We start from the raw sequence: 23167 nt of genomic DNA, 5'->3' as shown, positions 1-23167 counted from the left end.
GGTATCGAAATCATATAAAGAGGCTTCATCTTTGTATTCTTTTAAGGCAACTTTTGCAGCGAGTTTAGGGTGGTTTTCAAAGTATAAACGAGCGCCATCTTCAGACCATGTTAATGATGCTGTTTTGCCGATAGTCCAGCTGCTATCTGTAGAGTTAATGGTTGAAAGTGCGCCGTTTTGTAAAAGCTGTAAGCTGTGGTCGCGTCGGCGTGTATCATCATTAACGTAATTACCAACTAACAGCGCTGCGGTATTACTGTTTGGTTGCCATGCAATTTTATTTGCAACCACACCTGGCTCATCAATCAACACGCTAGTTGCAAAGCCATTATTAAGGTCAACTAACACTACTTGGTTGTCGGCCCCATCACTGTAGCTTTGGCTTGCTAGTAATTGCTCGCCAGTGCTGCTCATCGCATAGCTAAATACATTATTTACAGTGTGAGTGGTTTTGTCTTGTAGGTTAACAAGCACTAAATCAAAGCTTTTGTCTTTTTTGTCTGGCTTGATTTCGCTGCTGTTTTCGTCTTTTTCTTGGTCGTCTTTTTTATCTGCTTTTTCTGCTTTCTTATCGAGTCGGTAAGCAAGCCATACACCATCATCTGATAACGCGTAGTCTTTTACATCGTTAAACGTTTGTTGCTCACCATTTTTAGTATTCACTAAAACTAGGTTATTTTTTAGTTCATCTTTTTTCTTGGTGGTTTCTTTTTCAAGCAGGGTAGGTACCTGAGTAAAAGCCACCCAGTTTGCTGCTTTATTAATAGTAGGGCGAGTACCGCGCTCAACGCTGGCAAGCAGGGTGTTATTGTTTAATGTATAAACCTGACCTTGTGCATTACCGCGATAAGGGTCAGCACTAAAGCTAAGAATTTGGCCATCTTCAGAAAGTTGGGTGCCTTTTGCGTATTTAAAATCAAACACGTCTTTAAATTGCAGAGCTTCTTTCGCACTAACTTGTGCACTACCAAGGCTTGTCACCAAGGCTAAGCTCAAAAGTGATAATTGCGCTTTCATTCATCTTTCTCGTTGTTTTTAAAATGATGCACCCAGTGTAGCGTTTTAAATTAACAATTCGAGTAGATACGATAAGTGGCGTGTTTGGGGAGTTGGACGGGAAAGTTTCAAGGGAAAAGTTACAAGGGGAAAGTTAGAAAGCAACTCGTTAACTTTACTCTTTCCCCTAACAACTCACTACAACCAAATCTTTTGTAACTCTGGCCATTGTTTTTCAAATTGTGCACTTGGTTTTGCTTTAAAGTCGCTGCGCACGAATTGATTCATCTTACCTTCTACGTAGGCGAGTAAGAAGTTGGCTAGGGTGGTTTCGTCTGATTGAAATGCTTTGCCTTCGCGCAGTTTGCGTTCGCGTAGCACTTGCTTGAACTGAGTTTCTAGCTTTTCAAATAGGCCTTGTACACGCTCACGTAAACGCTCTTGTTCACCTTGCAAGGCATCACCGGTCAAAATGCGGGTAATACCCGGGTTTTTCTCAGCAAAGGCTAATAATAGCAGTAAAATATTGTACACACGTGTTTGGCTTTCTTTCTCATTTTCTAAAATGAGGTTAATGCGTGATAACAGGGTATCTTCAATAAACTCGATTAGGCCCTCAAACATCCGTGCTTTACTCGGAAAATGACGATACAACGCAGCTTCAGACACACCTACCTCAGCCGCTAGTTTTGCAGTTGTGATACGTTGACCTGGGCTGGTTTCTAACATTTGTGCGAGTGCTTGCAGAATCTGCTCTTTGCGATTACTTCTTTTTGTCGCAGGCATGACCATTCCTTTCTTATAATTTATTACTTGCGCTCTTAGGAGTCAGACAAGCCATTTTTTGTGCAAATGAGAGGCTTATGTTAATGTTTTATTCAGTTTCTTTCCAGCATTTTTACAAACGCTTGGCAAGCTCAGTCATCACGCTCATGGCCAAATCTTTTTTACTTCCCATCGCTAAATCTAGCTGCTCATTGTGCCAGAAAAGTGTTAAAGCATTATGATCAGAATTAAAGCCAAGGCCTTCTTTTGATACGTCATTTGCGCAGATCATATCGAGATTTTTGTTCTTTAATTTACCTTGTGCATAGCTTGCAACATCTTGGGTTTCGGCGGCAAAGCCCACGGTATAAGGACGGTTTTTGCTAAGCGCTGCAACGTTTGCGATAACATCTGGGTTTTTAACTAAGGTGAGGGTTAGTTCATCACCTTGTTTTTTCATTTTTTGCTCATGAATTGCTGCTGCACGGTAATCGGCTACTGCTGCACAGCCTATAAAGGCATCTGATTGTACGGCTAGTTGCATTGAGGCGGTGAGTAATTGCTCAGCACTTTCTATAGTAGTAAGCAGGGCATTAGCAGGTGCTTTAATTGTCACTGGGCCAGAAATTAAGTTGACCTTTGCACCTAAAGCAAGTGCAGCCTCGGCAAGGGCATAACCCATTTTGCCAGAGCTGTGATTAGAGATATAACGAACTGGGTCGAGGGCTTCTCGGGTTGGTCCTGCTGTAATAGTAATGGTTTTGCCGGCAAGTAATGGCTCAACTTCAGGTTGTGTACAAAGCGCGACTAACTCATGAGGCTCTAACATACGGCCTGCGCCTACATCACCACAAGCCTGCTCGCCTTTACCAGGGCCCCAAATAGCCACGCCGCGTTCGCGAAGTGTGGCAATATTTGCTTGTGTAGCAGGATGGGCATACATTTGCTGGTTCATGGCAGGTGCTACAGCCACTTTTGCAGGGGTGGCTAATAGAAGTGTTGTTAGTAAATCATCGGCAATACCCATTGCCATTTTCGCTAAAATATTACTGGTAGCAGGGGCAACTAAAATAAGGTCGGCCCATTTAGCAAACTCAATATGGCCCATTGCTGCTTCTGCTGCTGGGTCGAGTAATGAATCAGAAACAATTTCACCGCTTACCGCTTGCATTGTTAAAGGAGTAATAAAGTGTTTTGCTGAGTCGGTCATGACGACTTTAACTTCACAGCCTTGATCTTTTAAACGGCGGACAAGCTCTGCACATTTATAGGCTGCAATACCACCACTCATACCTAGCAGGATTTTTTTATTTACTGATTTAGTCATTACGTGAAATTTAACTTTTGTCGATATGGGCTAACGATAGCAAATCTTTACCGATAGCATGAAGTTTTCTTTTTCATGGCAGGAAAAAACTGGATTTTCTAGGTTTTATAGTACAGTTTAGTCATTGATATAGTTGTTTTAAGGATGAAGCAATGCCATTAACCGATTTACCTCTTTCAGCAAGGCCTCGCGAGAAGCTACTTGCTAAAGGTGCTAAAGCACTTTCAGATGCAGAGCTATTAGCAATATTTTTACGCACAGGCGTGCCGGGCATGAATGCTATTGAGCTTGCAGAGCATTTACTCAGTATAAATAGTACATTGCAAAACTTGTTTAACGCGAGCGAACAAGAATTCTGCGCACAAAAGGGCTTAGGGGCGGCTAAGTATGTTCAGTTGCAAGCGGTACTTGAATTAAGCCGGCGCTATATGCTTGAGCAATGTAAACGCGAGGCACTATTTAATTCGCCACAAGCTGTGTACGACTACTTAACTATTCAGTTGCGTGGTTTGCAGCAAGAAGTATTTATGGTGCTGTATTTAGATAATCAAAATCAATTAATTAAAGACGAAGTACTTTTTTACGGCACTATTAATGCAGCTTCTGTGTACCCACGCGAAGTCGTTAAAGCAGCATTACGTAATAATGCCGCGGCGCTGATTCTTGCCCATAACCATCCAAGTGGAGTAGCTGAGCCAAGTCAGGCTGATAAATTGATCACCACGAAATTGCAGCAAGCGTTAGCCTTAGTTGATATAAATGTGCTGGATCACATCATAGTGGGAGGTGAAAATTGTGTGTCGTTTGCCGAAAGAGGGCTTATATAAAGCTTGTTAGGCTAGAGAGTGTGTTAAAAATGAGCAGTTTAGGGCGATTTTAGAAATTAGTTTAATTTAAATGCAGTTTTTACTTTCCCTAAGGGCATTCGATCTTTATAATTAGCCGCTATCAAATTTACACATGAGCTGATTGGATAAGATCTGTTACTTGATCTTTGCCTGTATAAGCTGTATAAAGAGCGCCCTTCGATTTATCCCGGGGCACAAATACTGGCCTAAGGGAAAATTAAGCTCGAGCGAAGTTATTGGAGATATATAGACATGTCTAAAGTATGTCAAGTTACAGGTAAGCGTCCAGCGGTTGGTAACCACCGTTCACACGCGAGAAACGCGACTAAACGTCGTTTCCTACCTAACCTACAAACTCACCGTTTTTGGGTTGAAAGTGAAAAACGTTTTGTAACACTACGCACTACTACTAAAGGTATGCGTATTATCGATAAAAAAGGCATCGACGCGGTTCTTACAGAAATCCGTGCTCGTGGCGAAAAAGTTTAAGGAACTGAATCATGCGCGATAAGATCCGTTTAGTTTCAACTGCTGGTACTGGTTTTTTCTACACTACCGACAAGAACAAGCGTAACATGCCTGAAAAAATGGAAATCAAAAAATACGATCCTAAAGCTCGTAAACACGTGATTTTCAAAGAAGCTAAAATCAAGTAATTTTAGTTTTCAGAATCTCAAAAACCCAGCCTCGGCTGGGTTTTTTGTTTTTAGCGCTTAGAAAATTTTATTAGAGCACAATAATCTAGCTTGGCTTGCTGTTTTATCTTGCTTAATTATCAATCTAAGCGTAAAATGCGCGCTCATTTCGGCTTATTAAATTTAATTCCTTGCCTTAAACCGACTGGCCGAAACGGTAGAAGGCTCTATTAACCGTAAGGAATATCCATGCGTCATTACGAAATCGTATTCATGGTTCACCCTGATCAGAGTGAGCAAGTAGCTGGTATGATCGAACGTTATACTGGTTCTATCACTGAAGCTGGTGGTACTATCCACCGTCTTGAAGACTGGGGCCGTCGTCAATTGGCTTACCCAATCGACAAGCTTCACAAAGCTCATTATGTTCTTATGAACGTTGAAGCACCTACTGAAGTAATCAGCGAGCTAGAAACTACTTTCCGCTACAACGATGCAGTGCTTCGTAACTTAGTTATGCGTACTAAAGACGCTGTAACTGAAGCATCTCCTCTTGCGAAAGAAGAGAAGAAAGAAGCACCAGCTGCTTAATCGTTTTGAGTTCAAGCATGGCGCTTGCAGTTGAGACAAAAAGATGAGCCAACCGCTTAATCCTTATATGAATCAGCTGACATTATCTGGGGTTGTATGTAAAACCCCAAAATATAGTCAAAGCCCTGCTGGTATACCGCATTGTATTTTTGTTCTTGAACATAAATCGATGCAAGTTGAAGCAGACCTTAACCGTAATAGTTATGTCAGGCTTCAAGTTGTTGCCAGCGGCACGCCATTGCAACAACAGACTCAACAATTGCACGTTGGGCACCAAGTGCAGGTGACGGGGTTTTTAAACCGTCACGAAGGTCGAAACGGCTTAAGCCAATTGGTCTTGCATGCTCAACATATAGAAAGAATTTTTTGAGGAATTTTACTCATGGCACGTTATTTCAGACGTCGTAAGTTCTGCCGCTTTAAAGCGGAAGGCGTACAACAAATCGATTATAAAGATCTAGCTACTCTTAGAAACTATGTTACAGAAAGTGGCAAAATCGTACCTAGCCGTATCACAGGTACTAGCGCTAAATATCAGCGTCAGCTAGCAACTGCTATCAAGCGTGCTCGCTACTTAGCCCTTCTTCCATACACTGACTTACATAAGTAAGCAGCGGATTAACAGTTTTTAAAAGGTGTAGAGACATGCAAGTTATTCTACTAGACAAGATCGCAAACCTAGGTGGCCTAGGTGACCAGGTTGTAGTTAAATCTGGCTTCGCACGTAACTTCCTTTTCCCAAAAGGTAAGGCAGTTCCTGCAACTAAAGCTAACATCGAAACTTTCGAAGCACGTCGTGCTGATTTAGAAGCTAAGATCGCTGAAGATCTAGCTGCTGCTCAAGCTCGCGCTGACAAGTTAGAAGCATTAGCTGAAGTTACACTAGTTTCTAAAGCTGGTGACGAAGGCAAGTTATTCGGTTCTATCGGTACTCGCGACATCGCTGAAGCTATTTCAGCTGTTGGCGTTGAAGTTGCTAAATCAGAAGTTCGTTTACCTCTAGGTACTATCCGTGAGACTGGCGAATTTGACGTAGCAATCGCAGTACACTCAGACGTAACGGCTACTATCAAAGTAATCGTTATCGCTGAAGCTTAATAGCAATATTAAGTAAAAAAAGCCGCGCTTAGGTGCGGCTTTTTTGTGCCTGAAATTTGAGTAATAGCCACTTTCTGAATTAGCCTTAAACACGCTTAATTGTAGCGTTTTGTACCGCTATCAACTCATAGGTTTACGGTAAATAGTATTGGTTTTCATATTTTAAATACCTAATTTATAATCCTATAATCTTACCTATTTTACAAACAAACATTCTTTTTTCTTAATTTTATTTTTCTTATTAGTATAATCGGATGAATAAAAGTAAATTGGTTAAAATTGACACTGACAACGCTGTCATTTATATTGTTTTAACAAAAAAGTATTAGAGGTATTAAGATTGTTAAATGCGCTCGTGTTAAGTGGACAAGGTAAGCAACGTGGTTTTACATTAGTTGAATTACTTATTGTTGTAGCAATTATAGGTATTCTCTACAGTGTGGCATTACCCGCTTATACTGAGCATATGCAGCGCAGCCGACGCGCTGATATTCAACAAGAATTACTTCAATATAGTGCAAGTCTTGAGCGTATCTATTCGCGAAATGGTGGATATCCCAATACATTCACAACGCAAGATACTAGCTATTACTCTTTTACTTATACTGCCACCGATAAAGCTGCTGGTGCAGTGAGTGATTTTAAAAACCGTGGCTACAGTTTAAAAGCAACGCCTAATACGGGCTCTGCACAAGCGGGCGATCGCTGTGGTGAGCTTGTCGTTAACCATGATGGTAGTTACAGCGCGACAGCCAATGATTGTTGGGAGTAACTAAATTGCGTCGTTTAGTTGGTTTTACCCTAGTTGAATTATTAGTGGTGCTCGGTGTTATTGGGATTTTGGCAAGTCTTGCATTGCCATCTTTTAGCCAGCAGATTTTGCAAGATCGCGTCATTACTACCGCAAATCAACTCAACAACGTTTACAAATATGCACGCAGTGAAGCTGTAAAACGCGATAAGTCGATTCGATTAGTTGTGAGTGATAACCGCTGGGAAGTGACTTTAAATGAAGCCGGTGTTGATACTATTTTAAAAGCATTTTCTGTGACAAAAGCTGGCGTTAGCGTCAATTTGGTCTCATTAACGGTGAGTGCCAGTGGTGAGGTTGATAGACAAGCAAGTATTCGTATTCAAGATGAGCATGTTAACACCACAGACTATGTGATGTGTGTACTTAAAAGTGGGCAAAATTGGTTAGTTGAAAGTTCACAGCGAGGGTGTGCATGAAGAAACAAGCAGGTTTTTCATTACTAGAGGTCATGATTTCTGTTGTTATTGCTGGGATAGCGTTATTGGGTTTAGCTGCAGCGCAGTTGAAGTCTTTACAGTATGCGACCAATAGTTTTCATTATACGGTGTCACTTATTCAAGGCCAAAACACAATTGAGCGTTTATGGCCGCATGTGTGTGAAATTCAAAAAACCGATCCCGCTTTGTTTCAGGATGCCACTTTTAGAGAAAGCCTTAAGCCACAAGTAAACGACTACCAACTGACGATTCCGGCTTCTTACAGTAACGATATGCAAATAAATGTTGGTTGGGTTGATAAACGTATGACTGATAACGCTGAAAACCAAATTAGTTTAAACGCCAGTTTTCCCGATTTATCGGCGGCTTGCTAATGATGAAGCGTGGTAAGGGTTTTAGTTTAGTTGAGCTGATGGTTGCACTTGCAGCAGGGGCATTTTTACTTGCAGGCGTGAGTTTATCTTATTCGGCTATTAAAAGTACGATTGCGGTAAGTAAAGAACTTGAAAACGCCCAAGAAGTGATTCGCTTCACAAGTAAAGTGTTCACCCGAAGTATAAAACAAACGCAATTAACGCCAATCGTTAGTGCAGATAACAGCACGATCACAATTACGCAGCCAAGTGGCGTTATTGCCTGTGATGGCTCTATTACCACGTCTCAAGTGACAGAAATCTATCGTTTAAATGGCAACGACTTATTATGCTCGTTAAATGGTGCGGTTGCCGAACGCTTACTAACTGGTATTGAAGCATTATCGTTTAGTTTATCTGGTGACTTGGTCACGATAAGTGTCAAACCACGGGATTTACCAACTCAATTTGGTCAAGGTATCAACATCGATATTGCCTTAACGAACGCAATTTTACTCAAAGCATATGGGAATAGTCGTGTTTAATAAACAAGCTGGTTTTACGCTTTTTACGGTTCTTATTTTAACCAGCATGGCGAGTATTGTGGTGCTGAGTTCATTACGCGAAACAATTGTACAAGAGCGCTTAAGTGGTAATTTTCAGAAAAAACTAAACAGTCGTTTACTAGCCGAAAAAGGTGTTTTTGAACAAGCTAAGTTATTGCAGCAAACTATTAATCGAGAAGGTATTCTCGCGGTTGATGAGTTGATCAATAAAACAAGCGATGCCTCAGGAGTGGGCGTTATCGCTGCTGATGCCACGTTTAATGCCAGTGTAAGTAAAAATGCCGATGGTGAACTAGAAATTGCCAGTTTAGGTCAGCGTTTTGAGGGAGATGCACAAAGTAATCTAGTTGCACGTTTTGCACTGCAAGGAGCTAAAGGAAGCTCTGTATTTACTAATGCGATGGTGGGTTGTAAAGGAGTTAACTTATCGGGGAGTGGCAGTATTGATAGCTACGACTCTAGCAAAGGTAGCTATGAAGAAACAAAATCGAATGATGGCGATGTATCGACCATCGCTGGTGATTCGGATGTTGTGCTGTCTGGTCATTCACCTATAAGAGGTGATGTTAAGGCTACAGGGGTTATCTACTTAAATGGTTCATCACCGATTATAGGTAATATTCATTCAAATACCGGGGTGTATATTTCACCAGGTAGTGGTTTACGTGTTGACGGTAACGTCTACACGGGTGGGTATTATACCCATCGTGGTGGCACTGTGTCAGGTGTTGTTAGAGCTAATGGCGATGCCAAAATGCAGTGGTCGACGTTTATTACAAATAACCAAGGTGAAGCGCTGGATATTATGTATGGTGGAACTGGTGACTTTAAAGATACCTATAATAATCAGCAAAATGGTGTTCATTACAGTGATAGTAAGTTTAATGTAAACCCAAATGTTGCACCTGTTACCGTTGCAGATCCTAGTGCACCAGATTACGATCCGAGCAACCCAGACACCAACTGTGATCCTCTTATACTTCCAGAGAAAATGGTCGATATTCTCGATGAAGTTACTGACTATGATACTGTTTCGATTGGGCCAACACAGCAATTCAAGCTGAACACTCAAAAAGGTTTTTTTAGTCAAAATGGTCGACAAATTATCTTTCCGACGTTTGCGGATATTTTCTTGTTTGATTCAAATCCACAAACAAAAACAAGCGGTAGTAATAGTAAGGAATCTATATTTGCACTAGACCGATTAAAAATGACCAGTGACGGCAAAATGGAGGTCTCTGGTGGTGATGTTATTTTATTGGTTGATGGTGACTTCACAATGGAAGGCGACACGACTCTTACAATAAAGAAAGACAGCAGTTTAACCGTGTTAATCACCGGCAAAGTGAGCATTGGTGCGGGAGCAAAAGTAATCACTGAACAAGAAGGGTTAACCAGCAGTGGTCATCCTTCACTGTCATTTTATTCAACATTTAATGGCATCAATGGAGTGCAATTTAGTGGAGCTGCAAATTTATATGCTGCGATATATGCGCCCCTCACAACGGTAAAATTATCTGGTAGTGGTGAGCTATTTGGTAGCGTTCGTGGCTCAAGTATCACAGCAACAGGGGGCAGTGGTGCCCATTACGATGCAAGTTTGTTGCAGGTTAAAAATGGCACGACACCGTCATCTCCAGCTCGTATTGTGTTTTTAGGTTGGCGCTACAAAACCGCAGAAACAAGCGAAGACGAAAGCGACGCATCACCTGCAGAATAACGCAAATCCCCCAAATAAAATTGTGTAAGCTCAATTATTTGTAGCTTACACAAAAAAATTTAATTTCATTTAAACCTTTTGAATCCCCCCTTACGTCTAATACACTAAATTCACAATAATAATCATAAAGGACAACATCCAGGATGTTGATAGATGCAGAACAAGCGTTCGTCCAGCAAAGTGAGCATGCCTTGATCGAGCGGGTTAAAAGCGGTGATCAAGCTGCCTATGCAACACTTTATGAGTTGCATGTGAAGCGAGTATATAGCCTTTGTTTACGATTGCTTGCAGATAAAGAGCACGCAGAAGATGCCACGCAAGAAGTGTTTGTACAGCTTTGGCATAAAATTGCTAACTTCGATGGACGCTCACAGTTTTCGACTTGGTTACATAGTGTTACCAGCAATATTGCGATTAGCTACATTCGCAAACATAAGAGTTGGCTGCAAAAAGTCGTGAGTTTTGAACAAAGTGGTATGGATGAGCAAAGCGCTGCAGATTGCGACGGCTTTAACGGCCTCGATAAGTTGGTGCTGAGATTACCTGAACGAGCACGTATGGTCTTTGTGCTGCACGCCATTGAAGGCTATCGCCATGAAGAGATAGCGAACATGCTAAACATGGCAGTTGGTTCAAGTAAGTCGCAATTTCACCGTGCAAGGCAGTTATTAAAAGAGTGGTATGAAAATGAGTAAGCAAGAATTTGAACAATTTTTAAATGACTCGCTTAACCAGAAGCAAGATATTAGCCCAGATAAAGATCTCTGGCCGGGTATTGAGCGAGCAATTGCTGAGCCGCAAACGCAGCAAATTGAGAAACCAACTCATGGCTGGAATAAGCTCGCGGCTGTGGCTGCTTGTTGTATTGCTGCACTGTTGACCGTACAGCTTTTTGTCGGTCAAGGTGAATCAAATAGCATGATGGCAATGAGTGATTATTTCACTAAGCAAAAGCAAAGTTTATTGGTGCAGTATCAAAATCAACCTGCATTAACCGATAATTGGCAGCAACAGCTTAAAGAGTTAGAAGAAGCAGAAAGCGCCATCAAGCAAGCACTTGAGAATGAACCTGAAAATCCAGCTTTATTACAAATGCTCTCGCAGGTTTATCAGCAGCAACTGGACTTAATTAACAAGGTGCATGCACCGAAGTGGCAAACGATTTAGGAGTGACAATTATGAAATTACTAGCTTTAACATTAGGATTATTGCCACTGATGGCAATGGCAGGACAAACCATTAACGAACAAATTGATGTGCCTGTAAATAAACGTATTTTTATTGAAAATCAACGGGGTGATGTACGCATTGAAGGCTGGGATAAGCCTCAACTTAAAATCGAAGGTGAGCTTGATGATAAAGCCGAAGGTTATCGTTTAGATGTGGAAGGCAGCCGTGTTGAATTTATCGTCAAAATGCCGCGTAACTTACGTGGTTGGAATAACGGTGATGGTTCACGTTTAACCATTTACATGCCAAAAAGCAGTGAGCTTGAGTTTGCCGGTGTGAATGTAACCGTCAGTGCTAAAGAGCTTGAAGCAGGCGCTGAAATCGATACCGTCAACGGCGACATTACAGTGCAAAAAATTAGCGGCAATATGAGCTTTGAAACAGTCAATGGTGATGTAAATGCCCATGATCTTAACGGTGATATTCGCTTTGAAACGGTCAATGGTGAAATCAACGATAAAAACTCACAGGGTGCCTTACGCTTTACTGCAGTTAATGGTGATATAAAATCAAAAACCAAAGCGCAAGATGTTCGCCTTGAGAACGTAAATGGTGATATTGACTTTGCCTTTGATGCAATTAAAAAGCTACGCATAAATACAGTAAACGGTGAAGCGGAAGTTCACATCAACAAGCTGCTAGCAGATGCCAATATTCGTTTTGAATCAGTCAGTGGTGACGCCGAGTTTTACTTCCCTGCAGCTGTATCGGCAAAGTTTGAAATTGAAGCTCACGCAAACGGTAAAATCGTTAATGAGCTGAGTGATGACAGAGCAACGAAGGCTAAATACGGCCCATCTAGCGACTTAGAATTTAGTATTAACGGTGGCGATGCTGATATCGAAATGGATACGATTAGCGGACGCATTGAACTTCGTAAACAGAAATAACGATTACAGAATATACCCAATTACAATAAAGCGGGAGGACTTCCCGCTTATACCAATCGTGTTAAGTTGTTGGTCTTAAATAGCGACAGATAAATGAAGTGATAACAAGGCAGAAATTTTGACATGTAGTTACTCTACTTTAGACATTTCTAACGCAGTTAGCGCTTTATTTAGCACGCTAGAATGACCAAATATTTAAGTCGATTGGTATTAACTATTTGCACAGCCTTAGCAAGTCGATAGAATAGAGCCATTCAATTTAAGTTTTGTGAAGTTATGGCCAAACCAGATAAGCAAGTCGACACGTTAAAAGTTCCTCCCCATTCAATTGAAGCTGAGCAATCTGTTTTAGGTGGTTTAATGCTTGATAATCAAGCGTTTGACCGTGTTGCTGAGTTAGTGGTTGCACAGGATTTTTATACCCGCACCCACAAGCTAATTTTTGAAGCAATGGTGAGCCTTGCTGAAAGTGGCGACCCTATCGATTTGATCACTATTTCTGAAAGCTTAGAAAAAAATAATCAGTTAAGTAGTGTCGGTGGTTTTGCCTACCTTGCCGAAATTGCCAAAAACACGCCAAGTGCAGCGAACATTGATGCTTACGCGAATATTGTTCGTGAACGTGCTGTTATCCGTGAAATGATTGGTGTTGCGAACGAAATTGCCGAAGCTGGCTTTAGCCCTGAAGGGCGTACCAGCCATGATTTGCTCGACTTTGCCGAAAGTAAAGTATTTAAAATTGCAGAGCAACGCACAAAAAGTACTGAAGGGCCGCAAAGCTTACATAGCATCTTAGAAAAAACCGTCGATAAGATTGAAGAGCTTTATCAGTCGCCGCAAGATGGTGTAACCGGTGTAAGTACAGGTTATACCGACCTTGATAAAATGACGGCAGGTATGCAGCCTTCTGACCTTATCATCGTGGCGGCACGTCCATCGATGGGTAAAACCACCTTCGCGATGAACTTAGCCGAACACGCAGCTATGACACAAGATAAGCCTGTGCTTATTTACTCACTAGAGATGCCTTCAGAGCAAATCATGATGAGGATGCTGGCATCGCTAGGTCGCATTAACCAAACTAAGGTGCGTACTGGTCAGCTTGATGATGATGACTGGGCGCGCCTGTCGTCAACCATGGGCTTGTTGATGGAAAAAGGTAAGATGTATGTTGATGATGCATCGGGCCTAACACCCACAGATGTACGCTCGCGTGCACGTCGCATTGCCCGCGACCATGGCGGTATTAGTATGATCATGGTCGACTATTTACAGTTAATGCGTGTACCAAGCTTATCTGATAACCGTACCTTAGAGATTGCTGAAATATCTCGCTCATTAAAAGCACTGGCAAAAGAACTGCAATGTCCGGTTATTGCATTATCACAGCTAAACCGTACTCTAGAGCAACGTGCCGATAAACGCCCAATCAACTCCGACTTACGTGAATCAGGCTCGATCGAGCAGGATGCCGACTTAATCATGTTTATTTACCGTGATGAAGTGTATAACGAAGACAGTGCTGAAAAAGGCGTGGCCGAAATCATCATTGGTAAGCAGCGTAACGGCCCAATCGGTAAAGTACGTTTAACGTTCCAAGGTCAATTCTCGCGTTTTGATAACTACGCGGGTCCAGCTATGGATGACGAATACTAATGCGCTTAGCCATTGCCGAAATCAACCTTCAAGCACTTGCCCATAATTTAGCGCAAGTGAAGCGCTTTGCGCCTGGTTGCAAAGTAATGGCGGTGCTAAAAGCCAACGCCTATGGTCATGGCTTAGTAAAAATTGCCCAATACTTAAATGATGCCGACGCTTTTGCGGTAGCACGAATTGACGAAGCGTTAGCGCTACGTGCCGGTGGACTGACAAAACCGATTGTATTGCTTGAAGGTTTTTTTCATCAAGACGATCTGCCCATTTTGCTGGCAAATAACTTTCAAACCATCATTCATGATGAGAATCAGCTCACCAGCCTTGAAAATGCAATGCTTGATGCACCAATTGCATGCTGGTTAAAAGTGAATACGGGTATGCATCGACTGGGTATTGCTCCTTCGCAATTCGAGTCTTTCTACAATCGCTTAAAAGCAAGTCCTAATGCCCGTGATGACATTAAATTAATGACGCATTTCTCGTGTGCCGATGACATCAATGATGAAAAGACCGCTCAGCAAATTGCTTTGTTTGACTCATTAGCTGATGGCAAAAGCGAGCAGCATTGCCTTGCAAACTCAGCTGGCATTATTGCTTGGCCAAAAGGTCATGGCGAGTGGGTACGCCCGGGGTTGATGCTCTATGGCGTATCGCCAATGCTTAATGGTGTTGGTCAACAGCACGGGCTTGAACCTGTTATGCGTTTAACGACTCGCGTTATTGCGATTCGTGATGTTGAGGCTAATCAATGTGTTGGCTATGGTGGCCGTTGGTGTAGTGATAAAGCCACTAAGCTTGCCGTAGTTGCGATGGGCTATGGTGATGGTTATCCGCGTCATGCCGAGCAGGGCACACCGGTTATTATTAAGTCGCAGCGCTATGGTATTGTTGGCAGTGTGGCGATGGATATGATCACGGTCGATATTGGTGATAACCACGACAATATCAAAGTAGGAGATGAGGTGATCATGTGGGGGCCTGAGCTTCCTGTTGAAGAGATTGCCCAGTGTGCGACCACCATTCCTTACGAGTTACTGTGTAATATCACCCCGCGAGTAAGTTACGAGTATCAAGAATAACTATTCTTTAATAAAATACACGTCGCTAAAGCCCATTCGTGCGAATTCTTGATCACGAAAATTACGCACTGCTGCAGAACCTTTTGAAGTCATTTCGACTTGCTGTTCCATCTTTAAATAATTCGTTAAATCAATGCCTTCAGCCGCAGCTATCGCATGATACATATCGCGGTATTTATCTTTAGCAAAATTGATTTCGCGCGGTTGGTTTTTAAATTTATAAGTGATGCGGCGTGCCATAATGAGTCCTCAATGTTTATCGGGGCTGATTTTACACTAAAAAATAGCCAGAGCCATGACTTGTTAGTATAAGCGAGTTACAATGCAATACTTTGAAAATACTCGGTAACGCATATGAAACTTTCAGTAGAGATCAGCAAGTATCCACTTCACCAAGATTATATTCCGTTTATTAAAGGTTTTATTGACCGTGTAAATAGTTATGAAGGTCTAAAAGTGATCACCAATACCTTATCGACACAGATTTTCGGTGATTATGATTTAGTGATGTCTGTACTTAATACTGAAATCAAACGTTCATATGAAGAGTTTGGTAAAGCTATTTTTGTTTGTAAATTCTTACATGGTGACTTGTCGCCTAGCGAAGACTAATCTCTAAAGTAGCGCGTGTTATGGAATTTTTGAGCGAAACCTTCTCAGGCTTTACTGCCATGTCGCATTGGGAATACATTGCCGTTGCATTGTCGATGGCGTATTTACTGTTAGCGATTAAAGAAAGCCTATGGTGTTGGCCTGCCGCGTTTTTGAGCACCTTTATTTATACCGTGATGTACTGGAATGGCGCACTGTTGATGGAGTCGCTACTTAATTTTTACTACATGTATATGGCGGTATATGGTTGGGTAGTTTGGCGCCGGGGCATGAACAATAAAGATCATCTGCCAATAATTTCTTGGTCGTTGAAGCGCCATGCAGTGATTTTGCTTGCTACTTCATTAGCTTCAGTTGTTATTGGTTTTGTGATGACCAATTACACCCATGCTGATTTTGCTTATTTAGACAGTTTTACCACCTGTTTTGCTGTGGTGACAACCTACCTTGTTGCTAAGAAGGTACTGGAAAACTGGTTATACTGGATTGTGATTGATGCAGCTTCGATGTATTTGTACTTTGAAAAAGGTTATTACCCAACCTTAGTGCTTTTTGTGTTTTACACCATTATGGCAGCGTGGGGCTTTAAAACCTGGTACGAAGAATACGAGCAGCATCAGGCTAAGCCGCTTGCACAGCTATAGATGAAAACAGAGCAACAAATTCACGCGTTGTTTGCGCGTTTTGACCCCCATTTAATTATTACCTCAATCAGCCCGCTGGTTGAGGGATTAAGCAATGACAACTACTTAGTAAAAACCTCAAATAAAGATTTCTTGGTTAAGCATTATCGCGACCACTGGCCTGCAATTGGCCTTGCTGCGCAAACGCACTTTGCAAAGCAAAGCTGCTGTCCAGCACCGCTTTGGTTAGAGCAAGCAACCGATACCGCTATTTTTGAATACGTGGCAGGTAGCATTGCAAGCGGTGAGTTCTGTAGTAGCTTATTGCCTGATTTAGTGAATTTACATCGTTATCCTGTGCTAACTGAGCCTATGGATATTGCCTACGAAATTAACTATTACCAGCAAACACCCCGTTACCAGCAACACGCAGAGCTAATTAAGCAATCACTGGCTTATATTGCTTCAGCACCAAAAGATATGGGCTTTTGCCATAATGATTTAGTAAAAGAAAATATCATTGTGAATGAATCAGGTATGTTTTTGATCGACTTTGAATATGCCAAAAGTAACGATGTTTATTTTGACTTAGCGGCGCTAGTGGTGAGTTTTGCACTGAATGACGAGCAGCAACTAGCATTACTTAAAAGTTACCATGCGCTTGTGTGCGACCATCACGAGTTTAACTTATCAGTTGAAAAGCTCGCAGCGTTTCATGCACTGTTTTTACTTTTATGTATTTGCTGGTATGAACAACGTGGTGCGATGGACAAAGTGGCGCCACTGCTTACACAGCTTAACCACTTCATATTAAAAGTTAAAAACTAAAGACCGCCAATTCGCTCGGCAAGCTCTTTATATTTTTTTACGTCTTCTGGATCAAACAAAGGCTCACCTTTGTCATCTTGTGATTTAGAGATCAGTAAATGTTCGCGAGCAAGGCGTTTTACACGTTCAACTTTGACACCTAAAAATTCCGCCACTTGCTCTGTAGACATTAAACTCATGATCAAATTCCCCTTATGCGGCAATGAATGCCACCTTGTTATTAATTTTACTAAGTATACGTTAATACCTTGGTTCTGCCCGAAAGTGAAGTGTTTTAATGCAAATTGCTGAATTTATGTGCATATAGAGAGCTCGGCGCTAGCATTTAATGACAGATGCCATTATCATTGCCGGGTTGTCATGCTGATATCGCGAGTCAGTACTGGCGACGACAAATGTGCTCTCGTGGTGAAATGGATATCACGTGGCCCTCCGGAGGCTAAGTTGCAGGTTCGATCCCTGCCGAGAGCGCCATTTGCTCTTCACTTTAATATCTTCTAAGCTCGATTTACTCTTTAATAAAACTCAAAAGTAAAATGACCTATCAACCCATAGACTGTAGCGACTACGATAAGTACGAATTATGGTGCATGCATAAATCATTATTGAGTATTACCTTAGTATCTGGTGAACAGGTAGAGGGAAGGGCTGAGACACTCAAAATAGTTAACTCCGATGGCGAGCACCTGATTTTGGCGACAAAAAAAGGCGAACATGCCGTCCGCCTTGATTTAATTAAAAAGGTTATCGCGTTATAGCCACTTCTTATTTTTAAAGTAAATGCCAATTCCAACGGTTAGCACCAGCAAGAAAATAATAAACAAGCTAAATGCATAAGGGCTTTCAGTGCCCGGAATTCCACCCACGTTTACACCGAGTAAGCCTGTTAAGAAGCCAAGTGGTAAAAACAGTGCAGCAACTACCGACATCACATACATGCGTTGGTTTAGTTGCTCCGACACTTGGCTGGTAATCGCTTGTTGAATAATTTGCGCACGTTCAATCGAGCTGTCTAGCTCCTCTAAATAACGGATCAACATATTGGTTGTTTCGTTTAAGCGTGCTTTATCGTCTTCATCTAGCCACTTATATTTGTTGTTTAGCAAAGTAATAAGTGCTTCTTTTTGTGGTCTTAAATAACGTTTTAACGCGATTGTCTGACGACGAATTTGCGCTAGCGATTGATGATCAAAGCCTTTGTTTGGTTCATCAATTTCATCTTCAAAGCCATCGAGTGTGTCATCAAGGCTATCGATCACCGCTTGCATACGAGACGTTAGGTTTTGCGCTAATTGACACACTAATTCAGAGATTGAGCAAGGGCCATTACTACCATCGAACGATTCAACAACGTCTTGCACCGATAATAAACGGCGTTTACGCGTTGTAACAATAACATTCTCGTTGATGAATAAACGTAACGACACCATATCTTCTGGACTTTGCGCGGGGTTTAAATTTACACCACGTAAAAACAGCATGTTACCGTTGGTAACTTTAGTTAGGCGAGGGCGTGTTTCATCAGCAATAAGGGACTCAAGTTCGTAATCTGTTAATAAGTTACTTTGTTCAAGCCACTGCACTGCATCGGCCTGACTGTAGTCCATGTGAACCCAAAGTTTTCCGTGTGCAGGTTGCCAATTTTGCAGCTCAGTACTATTGTCAATAGCACGTGCGCCGCCTTGTTCGTCTAAGATTAAGACATGAAGTAACCCATTGATCATATTGAGCTCTCATTTTACAAATAGTGCGATATAGTTGAGTATATACATAAGTATAGTCAAGACTATATTAATGAAATCGATTTATCGAGGGGATAAATATATTTCGTTGGTGTTTCTAGCGCTGTAGCGTATAAGACACTTTTTTAAAGAGGGCACATGAATGACCGCAAAAATGATAGTTGGCTGGCGTGAGTGGCTGAGCTTGCCAGAACTGGGCATTGAGAAGATCAAAGCGAAGGTGGATACAGGTGCGCGTACATCTTGTATTCATGCGTTTGATATTGAGGAATTTTCAGAAAATGGCGAAAACTGGGTGAAATTTAGTACCCATCCTCTGCAAGAAGATGTAGAAACAACAGTGTTGTGTCGTGCAAAAATCGTTGAGCGTAAGTACGTGACCAGTTCGAGTGGTCAGCGTGAACTTCGTTACTTTATTGAAACAAAACTCGTTGCAGGAGACCAAAGCTGGCCTGTAAGAGTAACCTTAAGTAACCGTGCAACGATGAAATTTAGAATGTTGCTAGGGCGCACAGCAATGGAAAATCGTATAGTCGTTGATCCGGCTTTATCACACTTATTATAAAAAGGACTTATGACACATTTTTAATGTGTATGAGTTAAACAGTTAAGGTTTTAACTATGAAACTTGGTATTTTATCTCGCAACCAAAATTTATATTCAACACGTCGCTTGATAGAGGCAGCAGAACAGCGTGGTCATGAAGTAAAAGTGATTGATGCACTACGTTGCTACATGAACATTAATTCAGAGCAACCAGAAATTCATTATCGTGGCGAAAATTTAAAAGATTTTGATGCTATCGTGCCACGTATAGGTTCATCAGTAACTTTCTATGGTTGTGCGGTATTACGTCAGTTTGAAATGATGGGCGTATTTCCTGTGAACGAGTCTGTTGCTATTACCCGTTCACGTGACAAATTACGTTCACTACAGCTACTCTCGCGAAAAGGTGTGGGTATGCCAGTAACAGGCTTTGCGAGCAAACCTGATGACGTAAAAGACTTATTAAGCATGGTAGGTGGCACACCTGTAGTAATTAAACTACTTGAAGGTACGCAAGGTATCGGTGTGGTATTAGCTGAAACACGCAAAGCAGCAGAAAGTGTAATTGAAGCATTCATGGGCTTGAAAGCCAATATCATGGTGCAAGAGTACATCAAAGAAGCTGGCGGTGCTGATATTCGCTGTTTCGTACTAGGTGATAAAGTTATTGCTGCTATGAAGCGTCAAGCTCAAGAAGGTGAGTTCCGCTCGAACTTACACCGTGGTGGTAGTGCGACACTTGTGCGTATTACGCCTGAAGAAAGAAGAACTGCGGTTGCAGCTGCTAAAGCGATGGGCTTGAACGTAGCAGGTGTCGATTTACTTCGTTCTGCACGTGGTCCATTAGTGATGGAAGTAAATTCATCACCAGGCCTTGAAGGCATTGAAGTAGCAACAGGCAAGGACATTGCTGGCATGATCATCAATTTTATTGAGAAAACAGCCGCTACAAAAAGAACTGCAACTCGTGGTAAAGGCTAAGCCTTTACCCATAGGATAATAAGCGCTCTATTAAAAGGAACAGTGCGTGGCTAAGGTTAAGAAAAATACACCGTTTTCAATTTTAGGTGATACGGTGGGGGTTGGCGAACGTAAAACATTTTCTATTGAAGCTGCTAAGCTTTATACCCATTCGCCGTTAAATATTCCGATTGAAGTCGTCAATGGTGTGCAGCAAGGACCGGTATTAATGGTATGTGCGGCCATTCATGGTGACGAGCTCAATGGTGTTGAGGTTGTTAGGCAATTACTGGCTAAGATTGAGCCTGAGCAACTGCGAGGGACAATTATTGCAGTACCGATTGTGAATGTATTTGGATTCATTCACAAATCACGCTATTTACCTGATCGCCGAGATATGAACCGTAGCTTTCCGGGCTCAACCCGCGGTTCACTAGCTGGGCGCATGGCTAATGCATTTTTCTCGCAAGTAGCTATGCATTGTACGCATATTATTGACTTACATACGGGCGCGATACACCGGACAAACTTGCCGCAAATTCGTGCTAATTTAAGTGATCCTGCAACGGCAGCTATGGCGAAAGCCTTTGGTACTCCAGCGGTGATTGATGCATCACTTCGTAATGGCTCATTACGTAGTGAGGCGGCAAATTTAGGTATTCCAGTGATTACTTATGAAGCTGGTGAAGCGCTTCGCTTTGACCCTATTGCCATTGCTGCAGGTGTGCAAGGTGTTGATTATGTAATGCGCCATTTAAAAATGGTACGTGGTAAGCGAGCTAAGAAGCTACCAGAGCCGGTTATTGCAAGCTCAACAAGCTGGGTGCGCGCCGAAGTTGACGGTATTGTGCGTGCACAAGTATCACTTGGTGAGCGAGTAATGAAAGGGCAAGTGTTAGCTTATATCAGCAGCCCACTTGGTGATGCTGAGCTTGAGCTACTCGCTCCGCGCAGTGGTATTGTGATTGGTCAACAAACCATGCCGCTTGTGAACGAGGGGGATGCCGTATTCCATCTTGCTTACTTTGCTCATGCAAATAGTATTGTAGAGCAACAACTTGAAAACTTTATTGATGAAATAAGCGATATTGAAGACGAGTTGAAAACGGCAGATTTAAATAATTAGCCGATAAAGTATTTTATAAAAAAAGCCGCAATTGCGGCTTTTTTTTGCTGGACGTTAATTACATATATTTCTGATTAAGCAGATGTTGATTTAACTTTTCTAGTGTTTAAAATAGAGACAAATGGAATTGGTAAATTAATAAGGAAATTACCATGTCTGCACATGCTCGCCGTGCAATTGCACAAAGGCAACGTCAAAAAGAAATTCAAAACATACTCGCCAGTAATAATCATACAATGTTAATCATGAACTCAGCGGAGTTTGTTGACTACATTATTTCTGTAAAAATGAAACAGGGATATTCTCGTGCACAAGCAGTTGACTGGATTGACGGGAAGTTAAAAGAACATAAGTCTAGACCAAATCAATGGGAAAGATATAAAAATGAGCTAAAGTTCGGTGCTGGGTTATACCCTTTACTTAGTGATGTAAAAGCGCTAACCGTTTTGGCTATGGCACTTAAAGAGCAGGGGAATGTATTTGGAAAGTTTAAAATTAAAGTTTACAACGGCTCGCCTGCCATAATCATAGATTCATACCCACGAATTCGTGAACACTTAACAGGGACTCGGTATTTAGCTAGTAACCCAAAACTATTTACTGTTGGTGTGGGTAGGTTAGAAGCGGCAAAGTCAATGAAAGGTGGTTTTGTAGTTACTTTAATCATATCAGTTACTTTTCATGCTTTAGATCTCATTCTTAAAGATGAGAAAACATGGCATGATTTTGTTGCAGGTGTTGCTGTCGATATGACAATTGTTGCTACAACTATCGCTGCAACAATATTAGTTGCAAAAGTGCTCGTAGGTATTGTCGGTACCGCTGTTATTACTACAGCAGCCGTTCCATTAATTATTGTTGTTGTAGTTGGTGCTGGAGTTACGTATTTATCATCAGTTTTCAAAAAAGAAATAGATGAGGTAACTAGCCTTCTTTCAGAACAGCTTAGAGCTCTTGAAGAAGAGGTTACCAATGGTATCGTAAAAATAATTCCTAAAAATGTAATTTATGAGAAAAATTATTGTGATAACTTTTATAACTATTTCTATAAAATAACAGGAATACCAAGAGTAGGTATTAGCAAAAGTAAGAGCAATATATGCAAATTCTGAAGTGGGAAAAATCTGGAGAGAAATTCTCCGACCTTGAGCTAGGTAGAAGATTAACTATATATTTTGGGGTGATCTTATTTGTCGTTCTTACTTTTGTTTTTGTTCATGCAACTTATACAGGTTTTCTAAATTATATATTTATTAATACAAACTATTATTATATTTCTGAATATGGATATGTTGCCCCATTAATTTTTTTTGTACCATTTCCATTGCTTTTAACTGTTGCAGGTATTCAAAAGTTATTGAATTATAAGAATGAAAGAACTTTTTTATTAGCAGTTAAAGTTATGTTTGTAGCTATTCCTGTGTATTTTGCTTTTTCAATCATATGTAGTCTTTATATCGAATCTAACTTAAAAAACCATGGCTACACTTATTGTTCTTGGTATGAATTTTCACCAACACGTTCACCAGATGTATGGTTAAAGAATAGCGAGCTTTGTTTGAAAGTTCATCATAATATTGTGTCAGATATTGAAGAATGGTTTAAATGGCACAATGAGCAAGGTATTGAACCTCAACTTGATGAACTTAAAGCCTTTATTGCAAAAAAAAATAAAGAGCAAGGTCGCTAAAAGAAAGGAATAAAATTAGATATAAGGAAAGGAAC

General features: G+C 41.3%; 30 protein-coding genes, 1 tRNA gene and 1 pseudogene. 26 read left to right on the top strand and 6 right to left on the bottom strand.

Annotation, left to right across the window (positions count from 1 at the left end; genetic code table 11):
* From E5N72_RS17025 to coaBC, 3 genes and pseudogenes are all read right to left on the bottom strand, one after another.
* Positions 1–1017: pseudogene (locus tag E5N72_RS17025) on the bottom strand (S9 family peptidase); the annotation flags it as partial.
* A gap of 177 nt (positions 1018–1194) precedes the next feature.
* Positions 1195–1782, bottom strand: a complete 588-nt coding sequence (slmA, locus tag E5N72_RS17020; protein ID WP_063699831.1) for a nucleoid occlusion factor SlmA — start codon at positions 1780–1782, stop codon at positions 1195–1197.
* Between the two features lie 112 nt (positions 1783–1894).
* Positions 1895–3088 carry a bifunctional phosphopantothenoylcysteine decarboxylase/phosphopantothenate--cysteine ligase CoaBC gene (coaBC, locus tag E5N72_RS17015; RefSeq protein ID WP_135926191.1) on the bottom strand — a complete coding sequence of 398 codons (1194 nt, stop codon included), beginning with the start codon at positions 3086–3088 and terminating at the stop codon, positions 1895–1897.
* A 152-nt stretch (positions 3089–3240) separates the two neighbouring features.
* Between coaBC and radC the strand changes: the two genes are divergently transcribed.
* From radC to alr, 17 genes are all read left to right on the top strand, one after another.
* Positions 3241–3915 carry a DNA repair protein RadC gene (gene radC / locus E5N72_RS17010; RefSeq protein WP_135926190.1) on the top strand — a complete coding sequence of 225 codons (675 nt, stop codon included), beginning with the start codon at positions 3241–3243 and terminating at the stop codon, positions 3913–3915.
* Positions 3916–4188: 273 nt separating this feature from the next.
* Positions 4189–4425, top strand: a complete 237-nt coding sequence (rpmB, locus tag E5N72_RS17005; protein WP_036973115.1) for a 50S ribosomal protein L28 — start codon at positions 4189–4191, stop codon at positions 4423–4425.
* Positions 4426–4436: 11 nt separating this feature from the next.
* Positions 4437–4592 carry a 50S ribosomal protein L33 gene (rpmG, locus tag E5N72_RS17000; RefSeq protein ID WP_022946036.1) on the top strand — a complete coding sequence of 52 codons (156 nt, stop codon included), beginning with the start codon at positions 4437–4439 and terminating at the stop codon, positions 4590–4592.
* 228 nt (positions 4593–4820) lie between these two features.
* Entirely contained in the window at positions 4821–5162 is a 342-nt protein-coding gene (rpsF, locus tag E5N72_RS16995; protein ID WP_135926189.1) for a 30S ribosomal protein S6, read from the top strand.
* Between the two features lie 67 nt (positions 5163–5229).
* Positions 5230–5532 (top strand): primosomal replication protein N, encoded by a 303-nt coding sequence (gene priB / locus E5N72_RS16990; RefSeq protein WP_135926322.1) that lies wholly within the window; start codon positions 5230–5232, stop codon positions 5530–5532.
* 12 nt (positions 5533–5544) lie between these two features.
* Complete coding sequence (rpsR, locus tag E5N72_RS16985) at positions 5545–5772, top strand: 30S ribosomal protein S18 (RefSeq protein WP_002962753.1); 228 nt, start codon at positions 5545–5547, stop codon at positions 5770–5772.
* A gap of 35 nt (positions 5773–5807) precedes the next feature.
* Complete coding sequence (rplI, locus tag E5N72_RS16980; protein ID WP_135926188.1) at positions 5808–6260, top strand: 50S ribosomal protein L9; 453 nt, start codon at positions 5808–5810, stop codon at positions 6258–6260.
* A 340-nt stretch (positions 6261–6600) separates the two neighbouring features.
* Positions 6601–7032, top strand: coding sequence for a type IV pilin protein (locus E5N72_RS16975; RefSeq protein ID WP_206769175.1), 432 nt, complete (start codon positions 6601–6603; stop codon positions 7030–7032).
* Between the two features lie 5 nt (positions 7033–7037).
* Positions 7038–7490, top strand: a complete 453-nt coding sequence (locus tag E5N72_RS16970) for a GspH/FimT family pseudopilin (RefSeq protein ID WP_135926187.1) — start codon at positions 7038–7040, stop codon at positions 7488–7490.
* Positions 7487–7885: a prepilin-type N-terminal cleavage/methylation domain-containing protein gene (locus E5N72_RS16965; protein ID WP_135926186.1), complete on the top strand. Its 399-nt coding sequence runs from the start codon at positions 7487–7489 to the stop codon at positions 7883–7885. Before E5N72_RS16970 ends, E5N72_RS16965 begins: the two co-directional genes overlap by 4 nt.
* Positions 7885–8409: a prepilin-type N-terminal cleavage/methylation domain-containing protein gene (locus tag E5N72_RS16960; RefSeq protein WP_135926185.1), complete on the top strand. Its 525-nt coding sequence runs from the start codon at positions 7885–7887 to the stop codon at positions 8407–8409. The genes E5N72_RS16965 and E5N72_RS16960 overlap by 1 nt, the downstream gene beginning before the upstream one ends.
* Positions 8402–10150, top strand: coding sequence for a polymer-forming cytoskeletal protein (locus E5N72_RS16955; RefSeq protein ID WP_240704533.1), 1749 nt, complete (start codon positions 8402–8404; stop codon positions 10148–10150). The genes E5N72_RS16960 and E5N72_RS16955 overlap by 8 nt, the downstream gene beginning before the upstream one ends.
* Before the next feature lie 143 nt (positions 10151–10293).
* On the top strand, positions 10294–10845 hold the full coding sequence (locus tag E5N72_RS16950; RefSeq protein ID WP_135926183.1) for a sigma-70 family RNA polymerase sigma factor: 552 nt from the start codon (positions 10294–10296) through the stop codon (positions 10843–10845).
* Entirely contained in the window at positions 10832–11317 is a 486-nt protein-coding gene (locus tag E5N72_RS16945) for a hypothetical protein (protein ID WP_135926182.1), read from the top strand. The genes E5N72_RS16950 and E5N72_RS16945 overlap by 14 nt, the downstream gene beginning before the upstream one ends.
* Positions 11318–11328: 11 nt before the next feature.
* Entirely contained in the window at positions 11329–12270 is a 942-nt protein-coding gene (locus E5N72_RS16940) for a DUF4097 family beta strand repeat-containing protein (protein ID WP_135926181.1), read from the top strand.
* Positions 12271–12546: 276 nt separating this feature from the next.
* Positions 12547–13926 carry a replicative DNA helicase gene (gene dnaB, locus E5N72_RS16935; RefSeq protein WP_135926180.1) on the top strand — a complete coding sequence of 460 codons (1380 nt, stop codon included), beginning with the start codon at positions 12547–12549 and terminating at the stop codon, positions 13924–13926.
* Complete coding sequence (gene alr / locus E5N72_RS16930; RefSeq protein WP_135926179.1) at positions 13926–15005, top strand: alanine racemase; 1080 nt, start codon at positions 13926–13928, stop codon at positions 15003–15005. The genes dnaB and alr overlap by 1 nt, the downstream gene beginning before the upstream one ends.
* On the opposite strand, the gene E5N72_RS16925 is transcribed toward alr, so the two are convergent.
* A complete protein-coding gene (locus E5N72_RS16925) occupies positions 15006–15245 on the bottom strand; it encodes a DUF2960 domain-containing protein (RefSeq protein ID WP_054554201.1) in 240 nt (79 codons plus the stop codon). It lies immediately after the preceding gene.
* A gap of 114 nt (positions 15246–15359) precedes the next feature.
* On the opposite strand from E5N72_RS16925, the gene E5N72_RS16920 reads away from it, so the two are divergent.
* Genes E5N72_RS16920 through E5N72_RS16910 form a run of 3 tightly spaced genes read left to right on the top strand, consistent with a single transcriptional unit; the run spans position 15360 to position 17068 of the window.
* Positions 15360–15617 carry a YkoF family thiamine/hydroxymethylpyrimidine-binding protein gene (locus E5N72_RS16920; RefSeq protein WP_054563401.1) on the top strand — a complete coding sequence of 86 codons (258 nt, stop codon included), beginning with the start codon at positions 15360–15362 and terminating at the stop codon, positions 15615–15617.
* A gap of 20 nt (positions 15618–15637) precedes the next feature.
* Entirely contained in the window at positions 15638–16261 is a 624-nt protein-coding gene (pnuC, locus tag E5N72_RS16915; RefSeq protein ID WP_135926178.1) for a nicotinamide riboside transporter PnuC, read from the top strand.
* On the top strand, positions 16262–17068 hold the full coding sequence (locus E5N72_RS16910) for a phosphotransferase (protein ID WP_135926177.1): 807 nt from the start codon (positions 16262–16264) through the stop codon (positions 17066–17068).
* Here the strand turns inward: E5N72_RS16910 and E5N72_RS16905 are convergent.
* A complete protein-coding gene (locus E5N72_RS16905) occupies positions 17065–17247 on the bottom strand; it encodes a helix-turn-helix domain-containing protein (protein ID WP_054563404.1) in 183 nt (60 codons plus the stop codon). The genes E5N72_RS16910 and E5N72_RS16905 overlap by 4 nt on opposite strands.
* A gap of 220 nt (positions 17248–17467) precedes the next feature.
* Here E5N72_RS16905 and E5N72_RS16900 point away from each other — a divergent pair.
* Positions 17468–17542: transfer RNA gene (locus E5N72_RS16900), tRNA-Arg, on the top strand.
* Positions 17543–17820: 278 nt separating this feature from the next.
* On the opposite strand, the gene zntB is transcribed toward E5N72_RS16900, so the two are convergent.
* Entirely contained in the window at positions 17821–18792 is a 972-nt protein-coding gene (gene zntB, locus E5N72_RS16890; RefSeq protein ID WP_135926175.1) for a zinc transporter ZntB, read from the bottom strand.
* Positions 18793–18952: 160 nt separating this feature from the next.
* Here zntB and E5N72_RS16885 point away from each other — a divergent pair, with 160 nt between their 5' ends.
* The 5 genes from E5N72_RS16885 to E5N72_RS16865 all read left to right on the top strand — a co-directional run bounded on the left by E5N72_RS16885 (position 18953) and on the right by E5N72_RS16865 (position 23132).
* Positions 18953–19375, top strand: a complete 423-nt coding sequence (locus E5N72_RS16885) for an ATP-dependent zinc protease (protein WP_135926174.1) — start codon at positions 18953–18955, stop codon at positions 19373–19375.
* 56 nt (positions 19376–19431) lie between these two features.
* Positions 19432–20337: a 30S ribosomal protein S6--L-glutamate ligase gene (rimK, locus tag E5N72_RS16880; RefSeq protein ID WP_135926173.1), complete on the top strand. Its 906-nt coding sequence runs from the start codon at positions 19432–19434 to the stop codon at positions 20335–20337.
* A gap of 46 nt (positions 20338–20383) precedes the next feature.
* Positions 20384–21442 (top strand): succinylglutamate desuccinylase/aspartoacylase family protein, encoded by a 1059-nt coding sequence (locus E5N72_RS16875; protein WP_135926172.1) that lies wholly within the window; start codon positions 20384–20386, stop codon positions 21440–21442.
* A 152-nt stretch (positions 21443–21594) separates the two neighbouring features.
* The gene (locus E5N72_RS16870) at positions 21595–22554 is read left to right on the top strand and encodes a hypothetical protein (RefSeq protein WP_135926171.1); all 960 of its coding nucleotides are present in this window, start codon (positions 21595–21597) and stop codon (positions 22552–22554) included.
* Complete coding sequence (locus E5N72_RS16865) at positions 22542–23132, top strand: DUF1240 domain-containing protein (protein WP_135926170.1); 591 nt, start codon at positions 22542–22544, stop codon at positions 23130–23132. Before E5N72_RS16870 ends, E5N72_RS16865 begins: the two co-directional genes overlap by 13 nt.
* The last annotated feature ends 35 nt before the right edge of the window (positions 23133–23167 follow it).

Source organism: Pseudoalteromonas sp. MEBiC 03607 (assembly GCF_004792295.1).
GTDB classification, from domain to species: domain Bacteria; phylum Pseudomonadota; class Gammaproteobacteria; order Enterobacterales; family Alteromonadaceae; genus Pseudoalteromonas; species Pseudoalteromonas lipolytica_C.
The sequence above is the reverse complement of the archived record's forward strand: the minus strand, read 5'-3'. Positions and strand labels throughout refer to the sequence as shown.